This is a genomic window from Streptomyces sp. NPDC051172 (assembly GCF_040682555.1).
Classification (GTDB): domain Bacteria; phylum Actinomycetota; class Actinomycetes; order Streptomycetales; family Streptomycetaceae; genus Streptomyces.
The window spans coordinates 157871-180313 of the sequence record NZ_JBFBBE010000005.1 but is presented as its reverse complement, the minus strand read 5'-3'; the positions used below and the strand labels follow the sequence as shown (position 1 = coordinate 180313).

The 22443-nt window shown below is 71.8% G+C and carries 19 protein-coding genes; 3 read left to right on the top strand and 16 right to left on the bottom strand.

The window, feature by feature from the left end; genetic code table 11:
• Window positions 1-170 precede the first annotated feature (170 nt).
• The 9 genes from AB0N07_RS04850 to rimP form a co-directional block, all read right to left on the bottom strand.
• Window positions 171-1118, bottom strand: coding sequence for a bifunctional riboflavin kinase/FAD synthetase (locus tag AB0N07_RS04850; protein WP_365832086.1), 948 nt, complete (start codon window positions 1116-1118; stop codon window positions 171-173).
• 138 nt (window positions 1119-1256) lie between these two features.
• A complete protein-coding gene (locus AB0N07_RS04845; RefSeq protein ID WP_365832084.1) occupies window positions 1257-4976 on the bottom strand; it encodes a trypsin-like peptidase domain-containing protein in 3720 nt (1239 codons plus the stop codon).
• Window positions 4977-5272: 296 nt separating this feature from the next.
• A complete protein-coding gene (gene truB, locus AB0N07_RS04840; RefSeq protein WP_365832082.1) occupies window positions 5273-6178 on the bottom strand; it encodes a tRNA pseudouridine(55) synthase TruB in 906 nt (301 codons plus the stop codon).
• A complete protein-coding gene (gene rbfA / locus AB0N07_RS04835; protein ID WP_232650960.1) occupies window positions 6175-6621 on the bottom strand; it encodes a 30S ribosome-binding factor RbfA in 447 nt (148 codons plus the stop codon). Before rbfA ends, truB begins: the two co-directional genes overlap by 4 nt.
• Before the next feature lie 32 nt (window positions 6622-6653).
• Window positions 6654-6947: a DUF503 domain-containing protein gene (locus AB0N07_RS04830; RefSeq protein ID WP_030944944.1), complete on the bottom strand. Its 294-nt coding sequence runs from the start codon at window positions 6945-6947 to the stop codon at window positions 6654-6656.
• A gap of 143 nt (window positions 6948-7090) precedes the next feature.
• Window positions 7091-10222, bottom strand: a complete 3132-nt coding sequence (gene infB, locus AB0N07_RS04825) for a translation initiation factor IF-2 (protein WP_365832079.1) — start codon at window positions 10220-10222, stop codon at window positions 7091-7093.
• Between the two features lie 148 nt (window positions 10223-10370).
• The gene (locus AB0N07_RS04820) at window positions 10371-10649 is read right to left on the bottom strand and encodes a YlxR family protein (RefSeq protein ID WP_365832077.1); all 279 of its coding nucleotides are present in this window, start codon (window positions 10647-10649) and stop codon (window positions 10371-10373) included.
• 101 nt (window positions 10650-10750) lie between these two features.
• Window positions 10751-11773, bottom strand: a complete 1023-nt coding sequence (nusA, locus tag AB0N07_RS04815; RefSeq protein WP_365832075.1) for a transcription termination factor NusA — start codon at window positions 11771-11773, stop codon at window positions 10751-10753.
• Between the two features lie 2 nt (window positions 11774-11775).
• A complete protein-coding gene (gene rimP, locus AB0N07_RS04810) occupies window positions 11776-12279 on the bottom strand; it encodes a ribosome maturation factor RimP (protein WP_365832073.1) in 504 nt (167 codons plus the stop codon).
• Window positions 12280-12481: 202 nt separating this feature from the next.
• Here rimP and AB0N07_RS04805 point away from each other — a divergent pair, with 202 nt between their 5' ends.
• From AB0N07_RS04805 to AB0N07_RS04795, 3 genes are read left to right on the top strand one after another with little or no spacing between them, the layout of a single operon-like run.
• Window positions 12482-12994, top strand: coding sequence for a hypothetical protein (locus AB0N07_RS04805; protein ID WP_365832071.1), 513 nt, complete (start codon window positions 12482-12484; stop codon window positions 12992-12994).
• On the top strand, window positions 12991-13449 hold the full coding sequence (locus AB0N07_RS04800) for a ferritin-like domain-containing protein (RefSeq protein WP_365832069.1): 459 nt from the start codon (window positions 12991-12993) through the stop codon (window positions 13447-13449). Before AB0N07_RS04805 ends, AB0N07_RS04800 begins: the two co-directional genes overlap by 4 nt.
• 27 nt (window positions 13450-13476) lie before the next feature.
• Window positions 13477-14385, top strand: a complete 909-nt coding sequence (locus AB0N07_RS04795; RefSeq protein WP_365832067.1) for an aminoglycoside phosphotransferase family protein — start codon at window positions 13477-13479, stop codon at window positions 14383-14385.
• Between the two features lie 154 nt (window positions 14386-14539).
• Here AB0N07_RS04795 and AB0N07_RS04790 read toward each other — a convergent pair whose 3' ends face one another.
• The 7 genes from AB0N07_RS04790 to ispG all read right to left on the bottom strand — a co-directional run bounded on the left by AB0N07_RS04790 (window position 14540) and on the right by ispG (window position 22276).
• Window positions 14540-15988, bottom strand: a complete 1449-nt coding sequence (locus AB0N07_RS04790) for a sodium:solute symporter family protein (protein ID WP_365832065.1) — start codon at window positions 15986-15988, stop codon at window positions 14540-14542.
• Window positions 15985-16182 carry a hypothetical protein gene (locus tag AB0N07_RS04785; protein WP_123967812.1) on the bottom strand — a complete coding sequence of 66 codons (198 nt, stop codon included), beginning with the start codon at window positions 16180-16182 and terminating at the stop codon, window positions 15985-15987. Before AB0N07_RS04785 ends, AB0N07_RS04790 begins: the two co-directional genes overlap by 4 nt.
• A complete protein-coding gene (locus AB0N07_RS04780; RefSeq protein ID WP_365832062.1) occupies window positions 16164-17390 on the bottom strand; it encodes a M20 family metallopeptidase in 1227 nt (408 codons plus the stop codon). The genes AB0N07_RS04785 and AB0N07_RS04780 overlap by 19 nt, the downstream gene beginning before the upstream one ends.
• A 255-nt stretch (window positions 17391-17645) precedes the next feature.
• Entirely contained in the window at window positions 17646-19349 is a 1704-nt protein-coding gene (locus AB0N07_RS04775) for a proline--tRNA ligase (RefSeq protein WP_365832060.1), read from the bottom strand.
• A 73-nt stretch (window positions 19350-19422) separates the two neighbouring features.
• A complete protein-coding gene (locus AB0N07_RS04770) occupies window positions 19423-19989 on the bottom strand; it encodes a GNAT family N-acetyltransferase (RefSeq protein WP_365832058.1) in 567 nt (188 codons plus the stop codon).
• Between the two features lie 78 nt (window positions 19990-20067).
• Window positions 20068-20916, bottom strand: coding sequence for a GNAT family N-acetyltransferase (locus AB0N07_RS04765; RefSeq protein ID WP_365832056.1), 849 nt, complete (start codon window positions 20914-20916; stop codon window positions 20068-20070).
• Window positions 20917-21118: 202 nt separating this feature from the next.
• Complete coding sequence (gene ispG, locus AB0N07_RS04760) at window positions 21119-22276, bottom strand: flavodoxin-dependent (E)-4-hydroxy-3-methylbut-2-enyl-diphosphate synthase (RefSeq protein ID WP_365832054.1); 1158 nt, start codon at window positions 22274-22276, stop codon at window positions 21119-21121.
• Window positions 22277-22443 lie beyond the last annotated feature (167 nt).

The following is a 22443-nucleotide window of genomic DNA, read 5'->3' as shown; positions in this document are numbered from 1 at the left end:
CGACGATCGTCCGCCACCGGGTCGCGGGGGGGGGGGGGCGCCGACCCGGGGTGGGTGGGTTACCGCAGAGGTTCCCGGCGTGGGGGAGGCGCGGGGGGGCCGGGCCGCCCCGCCCCCCCCCCCCCCCCTTCGGCGTCGTAGGAACGACTGCTGGAACTACTTCTGTACGGCTATTCGGCGGCCGTCACCAGTTCGCGGCACCGCTTCACGTCCTCGGCCATCTGCTCCAGCAGGGCCTCCAGGGAGTCGAACTTCGCCTGGCCGCGGACGTAGGCCAGGAAGTCGACGGCCACGTGCAGGCCGTACAGGTCGAGGCCCACGCGGTCGATGGCGTACGCCTCCACCGTGCGCTCGGTGCCGTCGAACTGCGGGTTCGTGCCGACGGAGATCGCGGCCGGCATCGCCTCGCCCTGGACGTGCAGCCAGCCGGCGTAGACGCCGTCGGCGGGGATCGCGGTGTGCGGCAGCGTCTCGACGTTGGCGGTCGGGAAGCCCAGCTCACGGCCCCGCTGAGCGCCTCGTACGACCACGCCCTCGACGCGGTGCGGGCGGCCCAGGATCTCCGCGGCGCCCTCGACGTCCCCCTCGGCGACCAGGCGCCGCGTGAGGGTGGACGAGAACGGCTCGCCGCCTCCCGCCTCACCGCGCACATACAGGTCGACGATCTCGACCTCGAAGTCGTAGACCTTGCCCTGCTCGGCGAGGAACTCGACGTTCCCCGCGGCCTTGTGGCCGAAGCGGAAGTTCGGGCCCTCGACGACCGCCTTGGCGTGCAGCTTGTCGACCAGGACCTTGACGACGAAGTCGGCCGGCGACAGCTTCGAGAACTCCGTCGTGAAGGGGAGGATCAGAAGCGCGTCCACGCCGAGGTCCGCCATGAGTTCGGCGCGGCGGTGGTGCGGGGCCAGCAGCGGCGGGTGGCTGCCGGGGCGGACGACCTCGCTGGGGTGCGGGTCGAAGGTGACGACCACTGAGGGGACGCCCAGCTCGCGGGCTCGGTCCACCGCATGCCGGATGATCAGCTGGTGACCGCGGTGGACTCCGTCGTAGGAGCCGATGGTGACGACGCTGCGCCCCCAGTCCTCGGGGATGTCCTCCAAGCCACGCCAGCGCTGCACTGTGACCGCTCCTCGAACCCGTGTCCGTGTCTACCGACCTCTTACGCAGGTCTAAGGGTGCCATGCCGGGCCCGTACCGCCCGCATCGGCATGGGGGCTGTGACCCGACCCACGCCAGTCGCTCCGCGGGTTGCCACGTTATGCCGGAGAGCGACTGCGGCAACGTCGTGGCTGATCGCGCAGTTCCCCGCGCCCCTTCGGGGCGGGGGCGCCCGCCAGGTTTTCGATCATGCGGCGGGTGCCGGGGCCGACCATCGCCGACCAGGCCTGCGGTGTCTCGCTCAGCCAGCCGGCCATGCGGGCGGCGAAGCCGGGGAGCTGACGGCCCAGGTCGACCAGGCCGCGGTCGAAACGGGCCGCGCCGTCCGGGGTGCGGACCAGGAGCAGTCCGGTGCGGTGCACGAGCTCGCGCACGTCGTCGTCGCCGGCGTGCCGGGCGACGGCGTGGAGCAGGGCGTCCAGGACGGCGGGGGCCTGTTCGTGGGTCAGGAGGAAGTCGAGGAGTTCGCGGCGCAGGAGGCGGGAGGCGGGGGTGCCAGGAGCGGCGAGTACGGCGGCGAGCGCGGCCCGCACCACCTCCGGGCCGCCTTCGAGGAGACCGGTGACCAGCGAAAAGAGCACGGCACGGGCCTCCGGCCCCTGGTCGAGCCGCCGGTCGACGTACGCGGCCACGTCGACGGCGGTCTCCGGGCGCCGCTCCACCGCCTCCCGCACGAGCCCGGCGACCCTCCGCGCCAGCGGGGGCGTGGTGACGTCGGCGAGCGTGCGCAGCGCCTGGCCGGCGTCCGGGCCGCGCAGACGCTCGCGGAAGGCGTCCAGGACCGGTTCCGGGTGTGTGGTGAGGGCGGCGACCAGGCCGCTCGCCGGGAAGTGCGGGTCGCCGGCCGCGAACTTCCCGAGCGCCTGCGGGAGATGGCGGGCACGCGTGCGTGGATCGCGTACGAGGAGAGCGAGCGCGCCGCCGTGCAGGGTGCAGTCGGCGGGGCGGGCGAGGAGGGCGAGGGCGGCGTAGCGGAGGAGTTCGCGGTCGGCGTCGGTATGGACGTGGGGCGCGGCGCGCAGGCCGTACGCCACCGCCGCCACCCGCCGCGCGGGCCGCTCGTCGTGCGCCCACCGGTCGACGGCCCGGCAGATGGTCGACGGCTCGTCCTCCGCCAGCACCGCGAGCAGCTCGTCCGCCCTGGGGTGTGCGCTCTCGACCAGGACCTCGGTCAGGTCGTCCAGGGCGAGGTGCCGGTGGGTGTGCAGCAGCGCCTGCGCCGCCTCGGCGACCGTCGCGTGCGGGGTCGCGGGGAGCGGGCGCTCGTCGGCGAACCAGCGGGTGAGGAGGGGTTGTACGGCGGTGGGGCCGTCGGCGAGGAGCTGGGAGACGGCGTCCAGGAAACGGGGGCCGGTGTCCTGCGGCGGCCCGTCGGCGAGGAGCAGGTGGCGCAGCAGGTCGAGGCGTTCGGTCTGCGGGAGCGGCAGGGCGGTCCAGAAGGCGGGGGCGAAGGCGCCCGGGAGGGCGGCGGCCGGAAGGGACCGGCCGTCGGGTTCCAGGGAGTCGAGGCGGTCCTGTCGCCGTGCCGCCACGAGCCGGTCGGCGAGCCGTCGCAGGACCGCCAGATACGGCGTGGCGTCCGGCACCCGCAGCAGGGTCTCGGTGAGGAGGCGGGCGGGCCACCAGGAGTGCGGGTCCGCGTCCAGGACGTTCGCCAACTCCTCCATTCTCACGGCGAGTTGGGCGAACCCCTCCTGCCGGGCCAGGAGCAGCAGGGCCTCTACGACGGGGCCGATTCGGTGGTGCGGCACGGGAAGGGCGCGAGCGCCGCCGTCCGGGCCGGGGCGGTGGTGGACGAGGGTGCGGAGCGCCTCGTCGAGGTCGAGGTGCATGCCCTGAAGCCAGTCGGCGAGTTCCTCGTGGGCGAAGCGGTAGCCGCTGCCGGCGGGGACGAGCAGGCCTTCGGTGAGGACGGCGGACGCCCAGCCGGCGCCGCCGCCCAGCTTCGCCGGGGCCGGGCCCCAGGGGAACACCGCCTCGAACGTCTTCCGGTCCAGCTCGCCCTCTTCGGGGCCGAGGCTGCGGCGGGCGGCCTCATGGACCTGTCCGGAGACCCTTGCGGCGAGTCTGCGTACGGCGGTGCCGCGCAGGCCGTTCTCGGCGGCCAGCCGGACGGCGATGCGCAGGCACATCAGGTCGAGGTGGGCCGCGAAGACGTCGTTGCGGTCCACGGGGGCGTGGGGGGCGTCCTGGAGGGCGGCGCGGACCTCTGAGAGGAGGCGGAGGGTGAGGGGGTGGCGGGCGTCGGGGGGTGCCAGGGTGTGCTCGGGGATGCGGTATCGCGCGCGGGCTTTGCGTGCCTCGTCCTCCGTCAGGTCTGCCAGGCGCACGCAGCAGATCTCGCCCCCGCCGCCCCTGCCCTTCCCGTCCCTGGGAGCTGCCGCCCCCGGACCCCCGCTCTCGGCCTGAACGGCCTCGTCCTCAAACGCCGGACGGGCTGGAAGGTGCCGCCCGGCTGAAGAGACCTGACCGGCGGAAAAGACCTCCCAGTACTCCGCCCTGCACGCCACGATCAGCCGGGTCCCCGTCTCCCGCAGCCACTCCGCCGTCCCCTCGGTCCACTCCCCCAGGCGGTGGGCCAGGGCCGGTGACATCTCCTCGGGGCCGTCCAGGAGGAGCAGCAGGGGGCGGTCCGCCGCGCGGGCGGCCTGGGCCAGGCGGTTCGGGCCGGTGTCGCCGAGGGCGGCCGCGCAGGTGGACTGCGCCGCCGCGACGATACGGGCGGCGCGGGCCAGTGCCCGGCCCGCCGCGTCCGCGACCGAGGCGTCGTCGTCCCTCAGGTCGGCGCCACGCAGCCACAGGGTGGGAGCCGGTTCGGGACCGCGGTTGCGGCGGGCGGCGAGGGCCGCGAGTTCCGTCGTACGGCCGCTGCCCGGTGGCCCGACGAGGCCGAGGACAACGGCCTGGCCGCGCACGAACGCGTCCAACTCCCTTGCTGTGGCGTTCCGTTCGACCGGCTCGACACCCGTCCGGCCGACGCAGCCCTCCAGCGTCCCGGGCGGCCCGTCCTGCCCCACCGACGTGGCCGTCAGCTCCAGCACACCGGCCAGATTGAGGTCGGCGCCGTACGCGGGCACCGTAGCCGCGTTCCGGTCGAGCAGGTCGGCCAGCGGGTCGGGACAAGTCCCGTGCGGTTCGCCCGCGACCGGCCCCGACGGCGCCTCAGACGATCGACCGACCGTCGCGGCATGGCGTAGCGGGACCGCGAAGCCCACCTCACGCTGGCCGGAGTGCAGCGCCGTGCCGAGGACGGCGACGACGGCGCCGGTCTCGGCGTCCAGGACCGGTCCCCCGGCCGCCCCGCCGCCCAGCCGCAGGGCGTCCCGGCCGGTCGTGCCGATCGCCAACTCCAGGGCCTCGTCGAGGAGATGGAAGCGGTCGGTCGCCGCGTACGTCACGGAGGTCGCGCCGAGGACGCGTGCCTCGCGCCAGCAGCCGGCGGCGAGGCGCACGTACGTGCCGGTCTCGACCCGGTCCCGGACCGTGACCGGCAGCGGGTCGACGCCGAGGCCTCCGGTGCGTACGAGGGCCAGGTCCAGGTCGGGCAGCGGGGTGACCGCGTCCGCGGTCACCAGGCAGGTGCGGTCCCCGGCGGCGTGCAGCACGAGCCTGGGCAGGCCGTCGACGGCCTCGTGGCTGGTGATGACGGTGCCGTGGTGGTCGGCGACGAAGCCGGTGCCCCGGGGGCGGCCGGCGAGGTCGTGGATGCGGACCAGGGCGTCGTCGAGGGCGGTCGGCTCCCCGTCAGGGGTGCGCCCGGTTCGTGTGTCCTGCGTCGGCCGGTGTCCGTCCCCGGTCCGCGGGCCCCGTCCCGCCATGTTCGAGCCTCCCCGCCGTACACCTGTGCCCTCAGTTCGACGTTAGGGGCGCGATGATCAGCGGGACAGATCACTTGGCGAACGCGCCCCCTTCCGCACCCTCGGTTCACTCCGAGCGCCTGCCCGGACGGGTGAACAGGCGGGGGTCGGTGGATACACCCTAGGGGTGGGGGAACCGAGGGGGGACCGTGGAGCGGCGGCACAACCCCGTGACGCCGCTCCACGGGCGAGGTACGCGACCAGCCGCGACGGGCAGAGACGACCGACGGCCCGTCGCGGCACCCCCAGCGGAGCGTCTAGCCGAAGACGGCCAGGCTCTTCGCCTTGCCCTTCTGTTCCTCGACGAGCGCGAGGAAGTGCCCCTCGGGGTCGAAGACGGCCACCGGGCCGCCGCCCGCGTAGACGTCCGGCATCTCCAGCCGTACGCCGTTGGTGAGCAGCCGGGCCCGCTTCGCGTCGACGTCCCAGCGCGGGAACGCAGCCGTGGCCGCTTCGCCGATCGGCAGCACGGCCAGCTCCTGCTGCAGCTGGTCCAGTGTCTTCGCGGAGTCCAGCTTGTACGGGCCCACACGGGTGCGGCGCAGAGCGGTGAGGTGACCGCCGACGCCCACGTCGTCGCCCAGGTCCCGGGCCAGGGCCCGGATGTAGGTGCCGGAGGAGCAGACGACGGAGACCACCAGGTCCAGCACCGGGGTGCCGTTCTCGGCGACGGCGTCCCGGACGTCGTACACCGCGAAGGACGAGACGGTGACCGGGCGGGCCGGGATCTCGAACTCCTCGCCCTCCCGCGCCCGCTTGTAGGAGCGCACGCCGTCGATCTTGATGGCGCTGACCTTCGACGGCACCTGCATGATGTTGCCGCTGAGCTTGGCGATCCCGGCGTCGACGGCCTCGCGGGTGACCTTCGAGGCATCTGCCGACCCCGTGATCTCGCCCTCTGCGTCGTCGGTCAGGGTCGTCTGCCCGAGGCGGATCGTCCCCAGGTACTCCTTCTCGGTCAGCGCGAGGTGACCGAGCAGCTTGGTGGCCTTCTCTACGCCGAGGACGAGCACGCCCGTCGCCATGGGGTCGAGGGTGCCTGCGTGCCCGACGCGTCGGGTGCGGGCGATGCCGCGCATCTTGGCGACCACGTCGTGCGAGGTGAAGCCCGACGGCTTGTCCACGATGACAAGCCCGTCGGGCGTCCGGTTCTTCTGGGTCATTCGGCGGTGTCGTCCTCGTCTTCACCCGGCTTCTTGTACGGGTCCGCTTCGCCGGCGTAGGTGGCGCCGGCCGAGACCTCGCGCACCTGCTCGTCGGACTGGCGGGCCTTGTCGAGGAGGTCCTCGATGGTCCGGGCGGTGTCCGGCAGGGCGTCCGCGACGAAGGTCAGCGTCGGCGTGAACTTCACGCCCGCCGCCGCACCGACCGCGGAGCGGAGCACGCCCTTGGCGCTCTCCAGTCCGGCGGCCGCGGCCGCCCGCTCCTCGTCGTCCCCGTACACCGTGTAGAAGACGGTCGCCTCCCGCAGGTCACCCGTGACCCGGGTGTCCGTGATGGTGACGTTCGAGCCGAGCCGCGGGTCCTTGATCCCGCGCAGCAGCTTCTGGGCCACCACCTCTCGGATGAGGTCCGCCAGCCTCTTGGCGCGCGCGTTGTCGGCCACTGGTCCGTCTCCTTAAGTGCTTACTTCGTGCTTCAGTCTTCGTCGCTGTGGAGCCTGCGTCGAACCGAGAGCAGTTCCACCTCGGGCCGCCCGGCGACCAGCCGCTCGCAGCGGTCCAGTACGTCGGAGAGGTGTCCCGTGTCCCCGGAAACCATCGCGAGCCCGATCTCGGCCCGGCGATGGAGGTTCTGGTTGCCCGTCTCCGCCACGCTCACCGCGTACTTGCGCTGGAGCTCGGCCACTATCGGACGGACGAGAGAGCGTTTCTCCTTGAGCGAGTGGACGTCGCCGAGGAGCAGGTCGAAGGACAGAGTCCCCACATACATGTGTGTCCGGATGTCCCGCCGGTTCGGGGTACGGGCGCCACGCTTCGACGCCGATACGGGAACCGTACACGCAACGGCCGGGGCCGATCGACGGAGTTTCCCAGAGGGAACTGCCGCCGACCGGCCCCGATCGCGTGCTGGGATCAGACGCGCGGCTTCTCGCGCATCTCGTACGTCGCGATGACGTCGTCGACCTTGATGTCGTTGAAGTTGCCGAGGTTGATACCGCCCTCGAACCCTTCGCGGATCTCAGTGACGTCGTCCTTGAAGCGACGCAGACCGGAGATGTTGAGGCCCTCCGCGATGACCTTGCCATCGCGGACGAGGCGCGCCTTGGTGTTGCGCTTGACCTCGCCCGAGCGGACCAGGACACCGGCGATGTTGCCCAGCTTGGACGACTTGAAGACCTCGCGGATCTCCGCCGTTCCGAGCTCGACCTCCTCGTACTCCGGCTTGAGCATGCCCTTGAGGGCCGCCTCGATCTCCTCGATGGCCTGGTAGATCACCGAGTAGTACCGGACGTCGACGCCCTCGCGCTCCGCCATCTGCGCCGCGCGGCCCGCAGCGCGGACGTTGAAGCCGATGACGATGGCGTCGGAGCCGGTCGCCAGGTCGATGTCCGACTCGGTGACCGCACCCACACCGCGGTGCAGGACGCGGATGTCGACCTCTTCGCCGACGTCGAGCTGGAGCAGCGAGGACTCGAGAGCCTCCACCGAACCGGACGCGTCGCCCTTGATGATGAGGTTGAGTTCCTGCACCAGACCGGCCTTGAGGGCCTCGTCCAGGTTCTCCAGGGAGAACCGGACACCCCGGCGGGCGAAGTTGGCGTTCCGCTCACGGGCGGCACGCTTCTCGGCGATCTGGCGGGCCGTGCGGTCCTCGTCGACAACCAGGAAGTTGTCGCCGGCGCCCGGGACGTTGGTGAGACCGAGGACGAGGACCGGAGTCGACGGACCCGCCTCTTCCACGTTCTCGCCCTTGTCGTCGAGCATGGCCCGGACACGGCCGTACGCGTCGCCGACCACCATCGTGTCGCCGACCCGCAAGGTGCCTCGCTGCACCAGGACGGTTGCGACGGCACCGCGGCCACGGTCGAGGTGGGACTCGATCGCAATACCCTGCGCGTCCTGCTCCGGGTTGGCACGCAGGTCGAGCGAGGCGTCCGCAGTCAGGACCACGGCCTCCAGCAGGCTCTCGATGTTGAGGCCCTGCTTGGCGGAGATGTCGACGAACATCGTGTCGCCGCCGTACTCCTCGGCCACCAGCCCGTATTCGGTGAGCTGGCCGCGCACCTTGGTCGGGTCAGCGCCCTCGACGTCGATCTTGTTGACCGCGACGACGATCGGGACGTCGGCCGCCTTGGCGTGGTTGAGCGCCTCGACCGTCTGCGGCATGACGCCGTCGTTGGCCGCGACGACCAGGATCGCGATGTCGGTCGACTTCGCGCCACGGGCACGCATGGCGGTGAACGCCTCGTGACCCGGGGTGTCGATGAAGGTGATCCTGCGCTCTTCGTCGTTGACCTGGGTGGTGACCTGGTACGCACCGATGTGCTGCGTGATACCGCCGGCCTCGCCCGCGACGACGTTCGTCTTGCGGATGGTGTCCAGCAGTCGGGTCTTACCGTGGTCGACGTGACCCATGACGGTCACGACCGGCGGACGCGCGACGAGGAACTCCTCGCCACCCTCGTTCTCGCCGAACTCGATGTCGAAGGACTCGAGCAGCTCGCGGTCCTCCTCCTCCGGGCTGACGATCTCGACGACGTAGTTCATCTCGCCGGCGAGCAGCTGGAGGGTCTCGTCGGAGACGGACTGTGTGGCCGTGACCATCTCGCCGAGGTTCATCATCACGGCGACGAGCGACGCCGGGTTGGCGTTGATCTTCTCCGCGAAGTCGGTGAGGGACGCACCGCGCGACAGGCGGACGGTCTGTCCGTTGCCGCGAGGCAGCATCACGCCGCCGACCGACGGGGCCTGCATGGCCTCGTACTCCTGGCGCCTCTGCCGCTTCGACTTGCGACCGCGACGCGCGGGACCGCCGGGACGACCGAAGGCGCCCTGCGTGCCACCACGGCCACCGGGACCGCCGGGACGACCACCGAAGCCGGGACGACCGCCGCCGCCACCGCCGGGACCACCCGGACGACCGGCGAAACCGCCGCCACCGCCACCGGGACCACCCGGACGACCGGCGAAACCGCCGCCACCGCCACCGGGACCACCCGGACGACCGGCGAAACCGCCGCCACCACCCGGACGACCGCCGCCACCGCCACCGGGACGACCGCCACCGCCGGGACCGCGGCCGCCGGGGCCACCGCCACCGGGACGCGGACCGGCAGCCGGACGCTGCGGCATCATGCCGGGGTTCGGCCGGTTACCTCCGGGGCCGCCCCCGGGGCGAGGGCCGCCGCCCTGCGGACGGGGCATACCACCCGGGCTGGGACGCGCGCCGCCCGGAGCCTGCGGACGAGGACCGCCGCCGGCACCCTGGGGACGCGGACCGCCCTGGCCCTGCGGACGCGGAGCGCCGCCGGGAGCACCGGCGCCGCCCGGGCCGCCGGGACGCGGCGCGCCGCCGGGACGGGGCGCCTGCGGGCGCGCCATGCCGGTGGAGCCACCGGAGGTGAAGGGGTTGTTGCCCGGACGGGGACCGGCCGGACGGGCACCGGGACGGGGAGCGCCGCCACCCTGGCGCGGGGCGCCACCGGGACGGTCGCCACGGTCACCACGGCCCTGGCCGCCCTGACCGGGACGCTCCGGACGGGCGCCCGGACGCGGGGCCTGGCCTGCCGGACGCGGGGCGCCCGGACGCGGGCCGGAGCCCTGGCCCTGGGAGGCAGCCGGGGCGGCGGGAGCCGCCGGAGGCGCCGTGAACTCGGGCGTGGTCGGAGCCGGGGACGCCGGGGCGGGCCGCGGCGCGGGCTTCGGGCCCGGGGTGGGACGGGGGCCGGGAGCGGCCGGCGCGGCGGGAGCCGCGGGCTTCTCGGCGGCGGCCGGCTTGGGGGCCGGCGGGCGCGGGGCAGCCGGACGGGCGGCCTGCGCGGGAGAGGGGGCTGCCGGACGAGCCGGGGCAGCCTTGCGTGCGGGGGCGGACTTGCCGCCTCCGTTGCCCTGCTGGAGGGCGTCCGTCAGTTTACGGACGACGGGCGCTTCGATGGTCGAAGACGCCGAACGGACGAATTCACCGAGTTCTTGGAGCTTGGCCATGACGACCTTGCTCTCAACCCCGAACTCCTTGGCGAGTTCGTATACCCGGACCTTAGCCACTTCGCTCCTTTTAGGTCCGGGTTGCGTCCGGACCGTCGCTACTTCATGGGCGTACTCATCGCGTGCTCATCGAGTGCTCATCGCAATCTCGACCTACTTCCAACTCGCGGGGTACCAGGGCCGCACGGAGGTTCCGCACGACCACGTCTTACGGTGTTGCCTGCTCGACATAGAGGCGCAACGCCTTTGTGTCGAGCGGTCCCGGGGCGCGCAGCGCCCGCGTGAACGCCCGGCGGCGTACCGCCAGGTCGAGACAGACCAGGGCGGGGTGCACATACGCACCCCGGCCGGGCAGCGTACCGCGATGATCGGGGACACATTCACCCTCGACCGCCACAATGCGCAGCAGTTCCTTCTTGGCCGCTCGCTGCCTGCACCCCACACAGGTGCGCTCAGGGCATGCGCGGGCACGCGTCCGGCCAGACACCCTTAAGTCTACCTCCCCGTGGCGACCTCACCCCTTTGGGGCAAGAATCGAACAGTTCCGCGCATACAACTGTCGTGATCTAAGCCATCCGCGGCTTGGATCTATTCCCCGCGCTGCTCGCTCCGCTGGTCTCCGCGCTGATCCTCGGTCTGCTCGGTGTCCGGACGGATGTCGATCCGCCAGCCGGTCAGGCGGGCCGCGAGGCGGGCGTTCTGCCCTTCCTTGCCGATCGCCAGCGACAGCTGGTAGTCCGGGACCGTCACGCGCGCGGAGCGGGCGGCGAGGTCGACGACCTCCACCTTGGAGACCCGGGCGGGCGACAGCGCGTTGGCGACCATCTCGGCCGGGTCGTCCGACCAGTCGACGATGTCGATCTTCTCGCCGTTCAGCTCGCCCATGACGTTGCGCACCCGCCCGCCCATGGGGCCGATGCAGGCGCCCTTGGGGTTCAGACCCGAACGGGTGGACCGCACGGCGATCTTGGTGCGGTGACCGGCCTCGCGGGCGATCGCGGCGATCTCCACCGAGCCGTCGGCGATCTCCGGCACCTCCAGGGCGAAGAGCTTCTTCACCAGGTTCGGGTGGGTGCGCGAGAGGGTCACGGACGGACCGCGGACGCCCTTCGCCACTCGTACGACGTACGACCGCAGTCGCATGCCGTGCTGGTACGTCTCGCCCGGCACCTGCTCCTGCACCGGCAGGATGGCCTCGAGCTTGCCGATGTCCACCAGCACGTTCTTCGGGTCGCGGCCCTGCTGGACCACGCCGGTGACGATGTCGCCCTCACGGCCGGCGTACTCGCCGAGCGTCGCGTCGTCCTCGGCGTCGCGCAGCCGCTGCAGGATGACCTGCTTGGCGGTGGTGGCGGCGATACGGCCGAAGCCGGACGGGGTGTCGTCGAACTCGCGGGGCTCCTGGCCCTCCTCGAGGTCCTCGGGATCCTCCTTCGCCCACACCGTCACGTGGCCGGTCTCCCGGTTGAGCTCCACGCGCGCGTGGCGGCGGCTTCCCTCGGTTCGGTGGTAGGCGATGAGGAGGGCCGACTCGATCGCCTCGACCAGCAGGGGGAAGGAGATCTCCTTCTCCCGTACCAAGCCCCGCAGGGCACTCATGTCGATGTCCACGGCTACGCCTCCTCTTCCTTCTCGTTCTTGTCCTTGCGGTTGAACTCGACCTGCACGCGCGCCTTGTCGACGTCGACGAAGGCGAGTCTGCGGCTGGTCGCCCTGCGGCCCTTCACCCCGGGCACTTCGAGTTCCAGACCTTCGTCGTCGACCTTGAGGATCCTGGCGACCAGTTCCCCGCCGTCGGCCAGCTGGAACTTCACCAGCCGGTCCACGGCGCGCACATAGTGCCGGTGTTCCTTGAGGAGGCGCTCCGCGCCCGGGGTTCCGACCTCGAGGGTGTACTCGCCCTCGCCCATCGCGTCCGTCTCGTCGAGCTTCGCCGAGAGCGCGCGGCTCACATCGGCGATCTGGTCCAGATCGGCGCCGGTGTCGGAGTCGACGACCACGCACAGCACCCGCTTGCGTCCGACGGAGTCCACTGCGATCTCTTCGAGATCCAGGCCCTGGGAGCTGACGAGCGGTTCCAGGAGCTCTCGCAGCCTCTCGCTCTGGGTGGTGCTCATCCGGGTGACTCCTCGGCCGCGTGTGCTGTTGTGGGATGGGTCGCGTGTCTGGTCAAAGGGTATCCGGTCGCAAGGTGTGTTGCCGTACACGTACGGACGTGCGGTGCCGATGAACACCGACGGGCACGGGCGCGGGTACCGTGATCACGGCGGGGCGGTTTCCCGCCCATGCGTTCGTACGAGGCCCCCGAGGACGTCAGCCGTGTCGTACCCCCCGCCCTTGCGCGCCCCCTCGGGGCCGCGCAGAAGATCCGTGCTTGCTTCGGCCGCCGGGGCCGCCCTGCTGGTGGGGTGCTCCGGTGGGGAGTCCGAGGAGAGTGCCGGTGGCAGTCCGTCGGTCACGGAGCAGGCGCGCGCGCGTGCGGCGCGGGACAGCGTGGGGCTGCTCGGGCGGTACGACGCCGTGATCGCCGCACATCCTGCCGTGGCGGAGCAGTTGGGGGCGCTGCGGGCGGAGGTCGACCGGCATGTGGAGGCGTTCGGGGGGACGGTTGCGAAGACCTCCCCCACAGCGCCGGAGTCGGCTTCGCCCTCCGCTGGCGTGCCCGCGAACCAGAAGGACGCGCTGGCCGGGCTGGCCGCCGCCGAGCGGGCTCTGGCCGACCGGCGGATCGCGGCGCTCCTCGACGTGCCGGGTGAGTTGGCGCGGCTGCTGGCCTCGGTGGCGGCGGCCGGTGCGGCGCATGCGTATCTGCTGACGGAGGGTGCCCGGTGAGCCGGAAGAAGGAGCTGAAGGCCCTGCAGGCGGCGCTGGCCGCCGAGCATGCGGCGGTGTACGGCTACGGGGTCGTCGGCGGGCGGATCCGCCCCGGACGGCGTACCGAGGCCCGGGCGGCGTACGACGCGCACCGGGCCCGGCGTGACGCGCTCACCCGAGAGGTACGGGACCTGGGGGGCACGCCGGTGGCAGCGGCGCCGGGGTACGTGCTGCCGTTCCCGGTGCCGGACTCGGCCGCGGCCGTGCGGCTCGCCACCGAGTTGGAGGACCGGGTGGCCGGCGTCTACTCCGACCTGGTGCGGGCGACCGCGGGCGAGCGGCGACGGGCTGCCGCCGGGGCGCTGCGGGAGGCGGCGGTGCGGGCGGTGCGCTGGAGCGGCGAGAGCGTAGCCTTCCCTGGGCTCGCCGAGCGGGCGGCCACCGCCCCGGCCTCGCCGACCCCCACGGCGTAACGCGTACTGGAAGGGAACGACTCGCGCATGGCTTTCGCACCGCCGCAGCGTCTGGTCAGGGCGCTCGGTGAGACGGCACCGGACGGCGACGACTGGCTGGAGAAGCTGCCCGCAGCGGCCCAGCAGGCGGTCGCGCTACGCGAGTTGACCGTGGAACGGGTACAGGTGCCCGGCGGGCGCAGCAGCCTGGTCGTGCTGGTGCGCCGCCCCGACGGGATGCCCGCCGTGCTGAAACTGGCCCCGCCCCGGGCCCGTCCGGAGAGCGAGCGGGCCGCGCTGGCGCACTGGGGCGGTATGGGCGCCGTACAGCTGGTCGAACCGTTCATGACGGAGGGTGTGTTGCTGCTGGAGCGGCTGCATCCGGATGTGTCGGTGCGGTCGTTGCCGGAGGCGAAGGCACTGCTGGAGGCGGCGGGGACGTTGCGGCGGCTGTGGGTGGAGCCACCTGTCGGCGAGGGCGCGCATGTCTTCGAGACCGCGGCGGAGCGGACCGGGCGCCAGGCCGAGGCCATGCGGAGCACTGCGTCGGCGAACACCGAGGTGGCGGCGCTGGTCGACGCTGCGGTCGCCGCCCGCGAGGGACTGCTTGCGGATCCGCCCGAGCGGCGGCTGCTGCACGGGACGTTCCGGCAGAGCAAGGTTCTCGCCGGTGAGCGGATGCCGTGGTTGGCCGTGGGGCCCGATCCGGTGGTGGGTGAGTGCGCGTTCGATCTCGCTCGGTTGGTGCGGGACCGGGTGGAGGATCTGATCGCCTCGCCGGCGGGGGCGGCGACCACGCGGCGGCGGGTGAAGCGGCTTGCCGAGTCGTTGGAGGTGGATCAGGAGCGGTTGCGGGGGTGGACGTTGTTCCGAGCCGTGGAGTCGGGGGTGCGGGCGCTTCGGGTGGGGCGGGAGAAGGATGCGGAGTTGTTGCTTGAGTTTGCCGGGTGGCTTTAGGGCGGTTCGGCTCGGGGGTTCGGGTTGTTCGCGGGCTGCAGGTGTGTGGGGGCTCGTCGCGCCCACGCGGCGGAGCCGCATATTGACACAGCCCCACGCCCCTTTACGGGCGGTGTCGCTCCCCCTTGGTTGCGTAGTACCGCCCGGGCTCCGTTCAGGCACGCGCCTCCAGTGGCTCTGACGTCTCCTGTGCGGGGGTGCGGGTCGTAAGTCGCTCCGCGGCTGCCGCCAGGGCGAGTACGGCGATGTTCGCGGCCAGACCCACCAGGCCTGCGTTGACGTTCCCGGCCAGGCCCGTCTGCCAGAACGTCAGCCAGACGACGACCAGTTCGCCCACGAAGAGGCCGGCCAGGACGGCCACCTTGCCCACCGGGCGGCGGGCCAGGAAGCCCAGGGCGATGGCGGGCGCCAGCTGGACCGTGCCGCTGTAGGTGAGCAGGAGGAGGTTGGCGAGCAGGTCGGGGCGGTAGATGGCGAGGAGGAGGGAGAGACCGCAGGCTGCCACCACCGTGCCGTGGTTGATCCAGAACTGCTTCCGCTCGTCCCGCACCCGGGCGATGTTGCGGGCCACCAGGGACGAGATGCCGATCAGGATGCCCGCCGCCGGCACCATCGCCGTGGCGATGGCCGCGACCACGACCAGGCCCGTGGCCCACGTGGGCAGCACCTGCTTGCTCAGCGTCAGCAGGATGCCGTTGGGCGGCGTGCCCGGCTTGAGGACGAGCACGGCGGCGAAGCCCACGATGATGGGCATCAGGAGGCAGAGTTCGTACAGCGGCATCCAGGTGTAGTTGCGGCGCAGCACCTTCGGGTCGCGGGCGGACATCACGGCGGGCCAGGCGTGCGGCAGGCACATCAGGCCGACGCCGACCATGCTGACCAGCATGCTCGTGGTGAACCAGATCTGGTCGGACGGCCCCGCGTGGATCGTCAGCAGCTGCGGGTGGAGCTTGTCGATGCGGTGGAACATCGCGGTGACGCCGCCCGAGAAGTGGGCGGGGACCGCGATCAGGAGCACGGCGAGGACGACCAGCATCACGACGTCCTTGAAGTACGACGTCATGGCGACGCCGTGCAGGCCCGCCCACAGCACGAAGGCCACGACCAGCGCACAGCCGATGATCATGCTGAGAGTTCCGGAGGCCGAGTCGCCCGTGACCAGCTGGACGATCAACCCCAGGCCGGTGATCTGGAGTTGGAGATACGGCAGCACGAAGACCACGCCGAGGACGGCGGCGACCGTGCCGAGCAGTTTGCTGTCGTAGCGGTCCTCCAGGTAGTCGCCCTGGGTGAGGTAGCCGCGCTCCTTGCCCAGCGACCACAGGCGCTTGGCGAGGAAGAACAGCACCATGTAGCCGATGGGGACGTACGGGAGGGCATAGAGGGCGGCGACTCCGCCGCTGAAGGCGAGGCCTGCCATGCCGAGGAAGGTGAAGGTGGTGAACACCTCGCCGGCCTGCAGGAACCACATGCTCAGTGCGCCGAAGCGGCGTCCGCCGACGGCCCATTCGGAGAGGTCCGCGGCGGGCTTGCGGCGGCCGACGAAGCCGAGGACGCCGATCAGTGCGATGCCGGTGAACGTCATGACCAGGATCGTCGTCACTTGTCGGCCTCCTCACGGTTCATGAGGCGCTCCGTGAGGAGCAGCGCGGGTGTGCACATCACGCACCACACCGCGCCCCACACCAGCATCCGGGGCAGCCCGAACCACAGCCCGCCGGTGTTGACGAACGGCAGGAACGGCATGAGGACGAGGCCGAGGGCGGGCACGGCGGGGATCAGGTGGTACGGGCGCACGGTGCCTCCTCGGCGAGACGGTCAAGGCGGCGGACGGCGAGTTCGGCGAGCAGGGCGGCGCCGTCGGACAGCACCGCGTCGTCGAAGGCGGCGAGCGGGGAGTGGTTGGTGGGGGCGGTCTCCGGGTCGCCGGTGGCGTCGGCGCCCAGGAAGACGAAGGCGCCCGGCACCCGGTCCAGGACCCGGGAGAAGTCCTCCGAGCCGGTGATCGGGTCGGTGAGCTGCTCGAAGCGCTCCTCCCCGAAGGCCTCGCGGACGGTGTCGGCGAGGAAGTCGTGCTCACCGGCATGGTTGACGGTGACCGGGTATTCAGGGACGAAGTCGACCTCGGCGGTGAGGCCGTGGGCGGTGGCGATGTCCTGGCAGAGGCGTACCGAGACCTCTGCGATGCGTTCGGCGGCAGTCGGCGAGAAGGTGCGGACGGTCGCCTCGAAGGCCGCGTCGTCGGGGATGATGTTGCGCCGGGTTCCGGCATGGAAGGTGCCGACGGTGACCACGACCGGGTCGAACACGTCGAAGCGCCGGGTCACCATAGTCTGCAGTGCGGTGACCATCTCGCAGGCCGCCTGGATCGGGTCCAGGGAGTCGTGCGGGCGGGAGCCGTGGCCGCCGGCGCCGACCACGCGCACATGCAGGCCCGCCGAGGCCGCCATCAGCGGGCCGGGGCGGGAGGCGAAGACGCCGGTCGGATACGACGACGAGCTGACGTGCAGTCCGTAGGCGGCGTCGACCGGGCGTCCCGCCGCCTCCAGCACCCCCTCCTCGACCATGTGCCCGGCGCCGTCCCAGCCCTCCTCCCCCGGCTGGAACATGAACACCACGTCTCCGGCGAGGCTCTCCCGCCGGTCCGCGAGCAGCCGGGCGGCGCCGACCAGACCGGCCGTGTGCAGGTCGTGGCCGCAGGCGTGCATGGCGCCGGCGATCCGGGAGGCGAACTCCGCGCCGGTGCGTTCGGTGACGGGCAGGGCGTCCATGTCGCCGCGCAGCAGTACGACGGGGCCGCCGGGCGCGCCACCGCCGCGCAGCACGGCCGTGACGGAGGACAGCGAGCTGCCGGTGCTGATCTCCAGCGGCAGTCCGTCCAGCGCGGCCAGCACCTTCTCCTGTGTGCGCGGCAGGTGCAGCCCTATCTCCGGCTCCCGGTGCAACGCCCGGCGCAGGACGGCCAGTTCACCCTGGAGCTCACACGCGTCGTCTCGCAGACTCATCTCTCTCCCCTCACCCGTGCACCACCTGTTGCATGTACTGCCCACGTGGCCGGAAATGATGAGGGTGCGACACGGTGCCGCGCGCAATTGGCGGAAAACGCCGCACGGGCTCCGGGTGCGGGTTCGTCGTGGCTTGCCGCGCAGTTCCTCGCGCCCCTTCAGGGCGCTCCCCCTGCCGTCAGTTTGGTCGGGGAACGGTCTGAGAGAAGTCTGTGGGCCCCCGTCGGGGGCCCACAGACGTTCCTGAGGAGTTTCCTAAGCGGTCAGGCGGGCGATCGCCTCGTCCACCGTCAGCTCCTCGCGCTCGCCGGTCTTGCGGTCCTTGAGTTCCAGGACGCCCTCGCCGGAGCGGCGGCCTGCGACCAGGATCTTCGGTACGCCGATGAGCTCGGCGTCCGTGAACTTGACGCCCGGGGAGACCCCCGCCCGGTCGTCGACCAGGACGCGCAGTCCGGCCGCCCGCAGCTTCTCGGAGACGTCGAGGGCGAGTTCGATCTGCAGGGCCTTGCCCGCGGCGACGACGTGCACATCGGCCGGTGCGACCTCGGCGGGCCAGCACAGGCCCTGCTCGTCGGCGGTCTGCTCGGCGAGGGCCGCGACCGCGCGGGAGACCCCGATGCCGTAGGAGCCCATGGTGACGCGGACCGGCTTGCCGTTCTGGCCGAGCACATCGAGCTTGAGGGCGTCCGCGTACTTGCGGCCGAGCTGGAAGATGTGGCCGATCTCGATGGCGCGGTCCAGCTTGAGGCCGGTGCCGCACTTGGGGCACGGGTCGCCCTCCTGGACGACCACGACGTCGACGTACTGGTCGACCTCGAAGTCACGGCCCGACACGACGTTCCTGGCGTGCGTGCCCGCCTTGTTGGCGCCGGTGATCCAGGCGGTGCCGGGGGCCACCCGCGGGTCGGCGATGTACTTGACCTTCTCGCCCCGGCCCTGCGGTCCGACATAGCCGCGGACCAGGTCCGGGCGGCCCGCGAAGTCCGCCTCGGTGACCATCTCGACGACCGCCGGAGCGAAGTGCGCCTCCACCTTGCCCATGTCGACCTCGCGGTCGCCGGGGACGCCGACGGCGACGATCTCGCCGTCGACCTTCACCAGGAGGTTCTTCAGAGTGGCGGAGGCCGGGACCTCCAGGAAGGCGGCGAGGGTCTCGATGGTCGGGGTGTCGGGGGTCGGGATCTCCTCCAGCGCGGGCACACCTTCGGCGTCCACCGGCTTGAGCTCGTAGGTGATCGCCTCGGTGTTGGCCGCGAAGTCGCAGTTCGGGCAGTCCGCGAAGGTGTCCTCGCCGGCCTCGGCCGGGGCGAGGAACTCCTCCGACTTGGAGCCGCCCATCGCGCCCGCGGTCGCGGCGCAGATGCGGTAGTCGAGGCCGAGGCGCTCGAAGACGCGCTGGTAGGCCTGGCGGTGCAGGGCGTAGGACTGGGCGAGGCCCTCGTCCTCGGTGTCGAAGGAGTACGAGTCCTTCATCAGGAACTCGCGGCCGCGCAGGATGCCGGCCCGGGGGCGGGCCTCGTCACGGTACTTGTGCTGGATCTGGTAGAGGATCACCGGCAGGTCCTTGTAGGAGGACGCCTGGTCCTTCACCAGCAGGGTGAAGATCTCCTCGTGGGTCGGGCCGAGGAGGTAGTCGCCGCCCTTGCGGTCCTTGAGGCGGAACAGCTCGGCGCCGTACTCGTCCCAGCGGCCCGTGGCGTCGTACGGCTCCCGCGGCAGCAGGGCGGGGAGCAGCACCTCCTGGGCGCCGATCGCGTCCATCTCCTCACGGACGATCCGCTCCACGTTGGCGAGGACCTTCTTGCCGAGGGGCAGCCACGACCAGATGCCGGCCGCCGTGCGGCGCACATAGCCGGCGCGGACGAGCAGCTTGTGGCTGAGGACCTCGGCGTCCGCCGGGTCGTCACGCAGCGTCTTCGCCATCAACTGGGACATGCGTTGGACCGGTGCGTTCGCCATGGTTCTCGTACTCCTGCTGCGTAAGGGTGATGGCAAGGAGGTTAGCCGGGGGGCCGGTTCCGGTGGAAATCCGTTAACGGCGCCGCAGGGGCAGGGGGGCGCCCATCACGGCGTACGGCTTCGGGGCACTCGGGAAGAGGACCTGGCGGGCCAGGTCCTGGTAGCCGAGGGAGTGGTAGAGGCCGCGGGCGGGGCTGTCCACGTCGATCGCCGACAGGATCGAGCGGGGCTCGGTGACACCGTCGGTGATGGTCGTGATCAGGGAGCGGCCGATGCCGCGGTTCTGGTGGCGCGGGTGGACGTGCAGCTCGGTGATCACGAAGGAGTCGTCGAGCCAGCCGTCGTGCCCCTGCGCGCGGAGGTACGGCTCGACGACGGTGGACCACCAGTGGGTGCGGTCGTTGGGCATGCCGTAGACGAACCCGACCAGGTGCCCTTCGACGGTGGCACCGAGTGCGCGGGCTCCCGGGTACGTCATGTGCCGCAGAACGATCTGCCGCCGTACGGCGACCTCGTCGGAGCCGAGTCCGAAGGCCACGGCCTGCACGGCGAGCGCCTCGTCGACCCGGGCTGACAGGTCGAGGGGGCCGATCACGACGTCTTCGGGATCGCGGTGTCCGTGACCGGGAAAGCGCAGCATGCCGGGGAGACTACAGGTCTCGTACGAGGGTCAGAACTGCGCTGTGAACCGCGGCCGGAAGTCCGGCTGGAAGTGCGGCTAGAAGAGAACGCTCATGAACGCGCCGACCTCCTGGAACCCCACCCGCTGGTACGCCCTTCGCGCGGGGGTGTTGAAGTCGTTGACGTAGAGGCTGACGACCGGGGCCACGTCCGCCAGCGCGTAGCGCAGGACCGCGGCCATGCCCGGTGCGGCGATCCCCCTTCCCCGGTACTCGGGGGCCACCCACACCCCCTGGATCTGGCAGGCCTGGGGGGTGGCCGCGCCGATCTCCGCCTTGAAGACGACCCTGCCGTGCTCGTCGAGGCGGGCGAACGAGCGGCCGGAGCCGACGAGTTCGGCGACCCGGGCCTGGTACAGCAGCCCGCCGTCACCGACGAGCGGCGAGACGCCGACCTCCTCGGTGAACATGGCCACGCACGCCGGCATGATCGTCTCCATCTCGTCCTTGCGGATGCGGCGGACGTGGGGATCCGGGGCGATGCCGACGGGCATGCGGTCGGTGACCATGAGCGGCTGGTGGGCGCGGACCTCGCGGGCGGGGCCCCAGCTGGGTTCCAGCAGGCGCCAGAGCTGGGAGGCGGCCTCGACGGGGCCGACTATGGAAGAGCAGCGGCGGCCGGCCCTGCGGGCGCGGTCGGCGAAGGCGCGTACGGCGCGCGGGCCGGCGCAGATCGGGACGAGGTTGGCGCCCGCGTAGCAGAGGGAGGTCAGCATGCCCTCCTCGTAGAAGCCCCACATCTCGCCGCCGAGCCGCCACGGGTCGAGGCCCGCGACCTGGACCCGTGACGTCACGAAGGCGTTCGCGACCGGCTCGCGGTCGAGGACGGCGAGCGCGGCGTCCAGGTCGCTCGGTTCGAGCACCCGTGAGGTGGTCTGCGTCAACACGTGCGGGCCTCACCCTGAGGTTCTGCTGATCTCCGCACTGTACCTGCGGAAGCTGGGCGGTGCCGCCCCCGGTTGGCGTACTGCCCGTTGCCCGGTGGGGCTTGGCTGGTGCGCCGTCTGGGTGCTGCCGCCCCCAGGCCCCCGCTCCTCGGCCTGGACGGCCTCGTCCTCAAACGCCGGACGGGCTGAAAGACCAAGCTCCTCAGCCGGCCACCGAAACCGACGGCTCGCCGGACGGGGTGCCGTCCGCCTCCATCTGTTCGGCCAGCTTCATGGCCTCCTCGATGAGGGTCTCGACGATCTTGGACTCCGGGACCGTCTTGATGACCTCGCCCTTGACGAAGATCTGGCCCTTGCCGTTGCCGGAGGCGACGCCGAGGTCGGCCTCGCGGGCCTCGCCGGGGCCGTTGACGACGCAGCCCATGACCGCGACGCGGAGGGGGACCTCCATGCCGGTCAGGCCTGCGGTGACCTCCTCGGCCAGCTTGTACACGTCGACCTGGGCGCGGCCGCAGGACGGGCAGGAGACGATCTCCAGGCCGCGCTGCTTGAGGTTCAGGGACTCCAGGATCTGGTTGCCGACCTTGACCTCCTCCACGGGGGGCGCGGAGAGGGAGACGCGGATGGTGTCGCCGATGCCCTGCGAGAGCAGTGCGCCGAAGGCGACCGCCGACTTGATCGTGCCCTGGAAGGCGGGGCCGGCCTCCGTCACGCCGAGGTGGAGCGGGTAGTCGCACTGGGCGGCGAGCTGCTTGTACGCCTCGATCATCACGACCGGGTCGTTGTGCTTGACCGAGATCTTGATGTCCCGGAAGTCGTGCTCCTCGAAGAGGGACGCCTCCCAGAGGGCCGACTCGACCAGGGCCTCGGGGGTCGCCTTGCCGTACTTCTGGAGCAGACGCCGGTCGAGGGAGCCGGCGTTGACGCCGATGCGGATCGGGGTGCCGTGCTCCTTGGCGGCCCGCGCGATCTCCTTGACCTTGTCGTCGAACTGCTTGATGTTGCCCGGGTTGACGCGAACGGCCGCGCAGCCCGCCTCGATGGCCGCGAACACGTACTTCGGCTGGAAGTGGATGTCGGCGATGACGGGGATCTGCGACTTCTTCGCGATGGTGGCGAGCGCGTCCGCGTCGTCCTGCGTGGGGCAGGCGACGCGCACGATCTGGCAGCCGGAGGCGGTGAGCTCGGCGATCTGCTGGAGGGTCGCGCCGATGTCGGACGTACGGGTCGTGGTCATCGACTGCACGGACACGGGGGCGTCGCCTCCGACCGCCACGGATCCGACCTGGATCTGCCTGCTCCGCCGACGCTCGGCAACCCTGGTCGGAACGGACGGCATGCCGAGAGAAATCGCAGTCATCTGCTGTGCAACCCCAAGTCGTGGATCAAGGTCCGGTCCCGGTACAGCGGGCTCCAGGCTTCGAGATTACGGCACGTGCGCAGGCCCGGGCACGCCCCCACCTCGAACACACTCGGCGGGGGACCCCCTCCGATGTAAACCCACTCAATGGAAGGCGGCCCGGCACA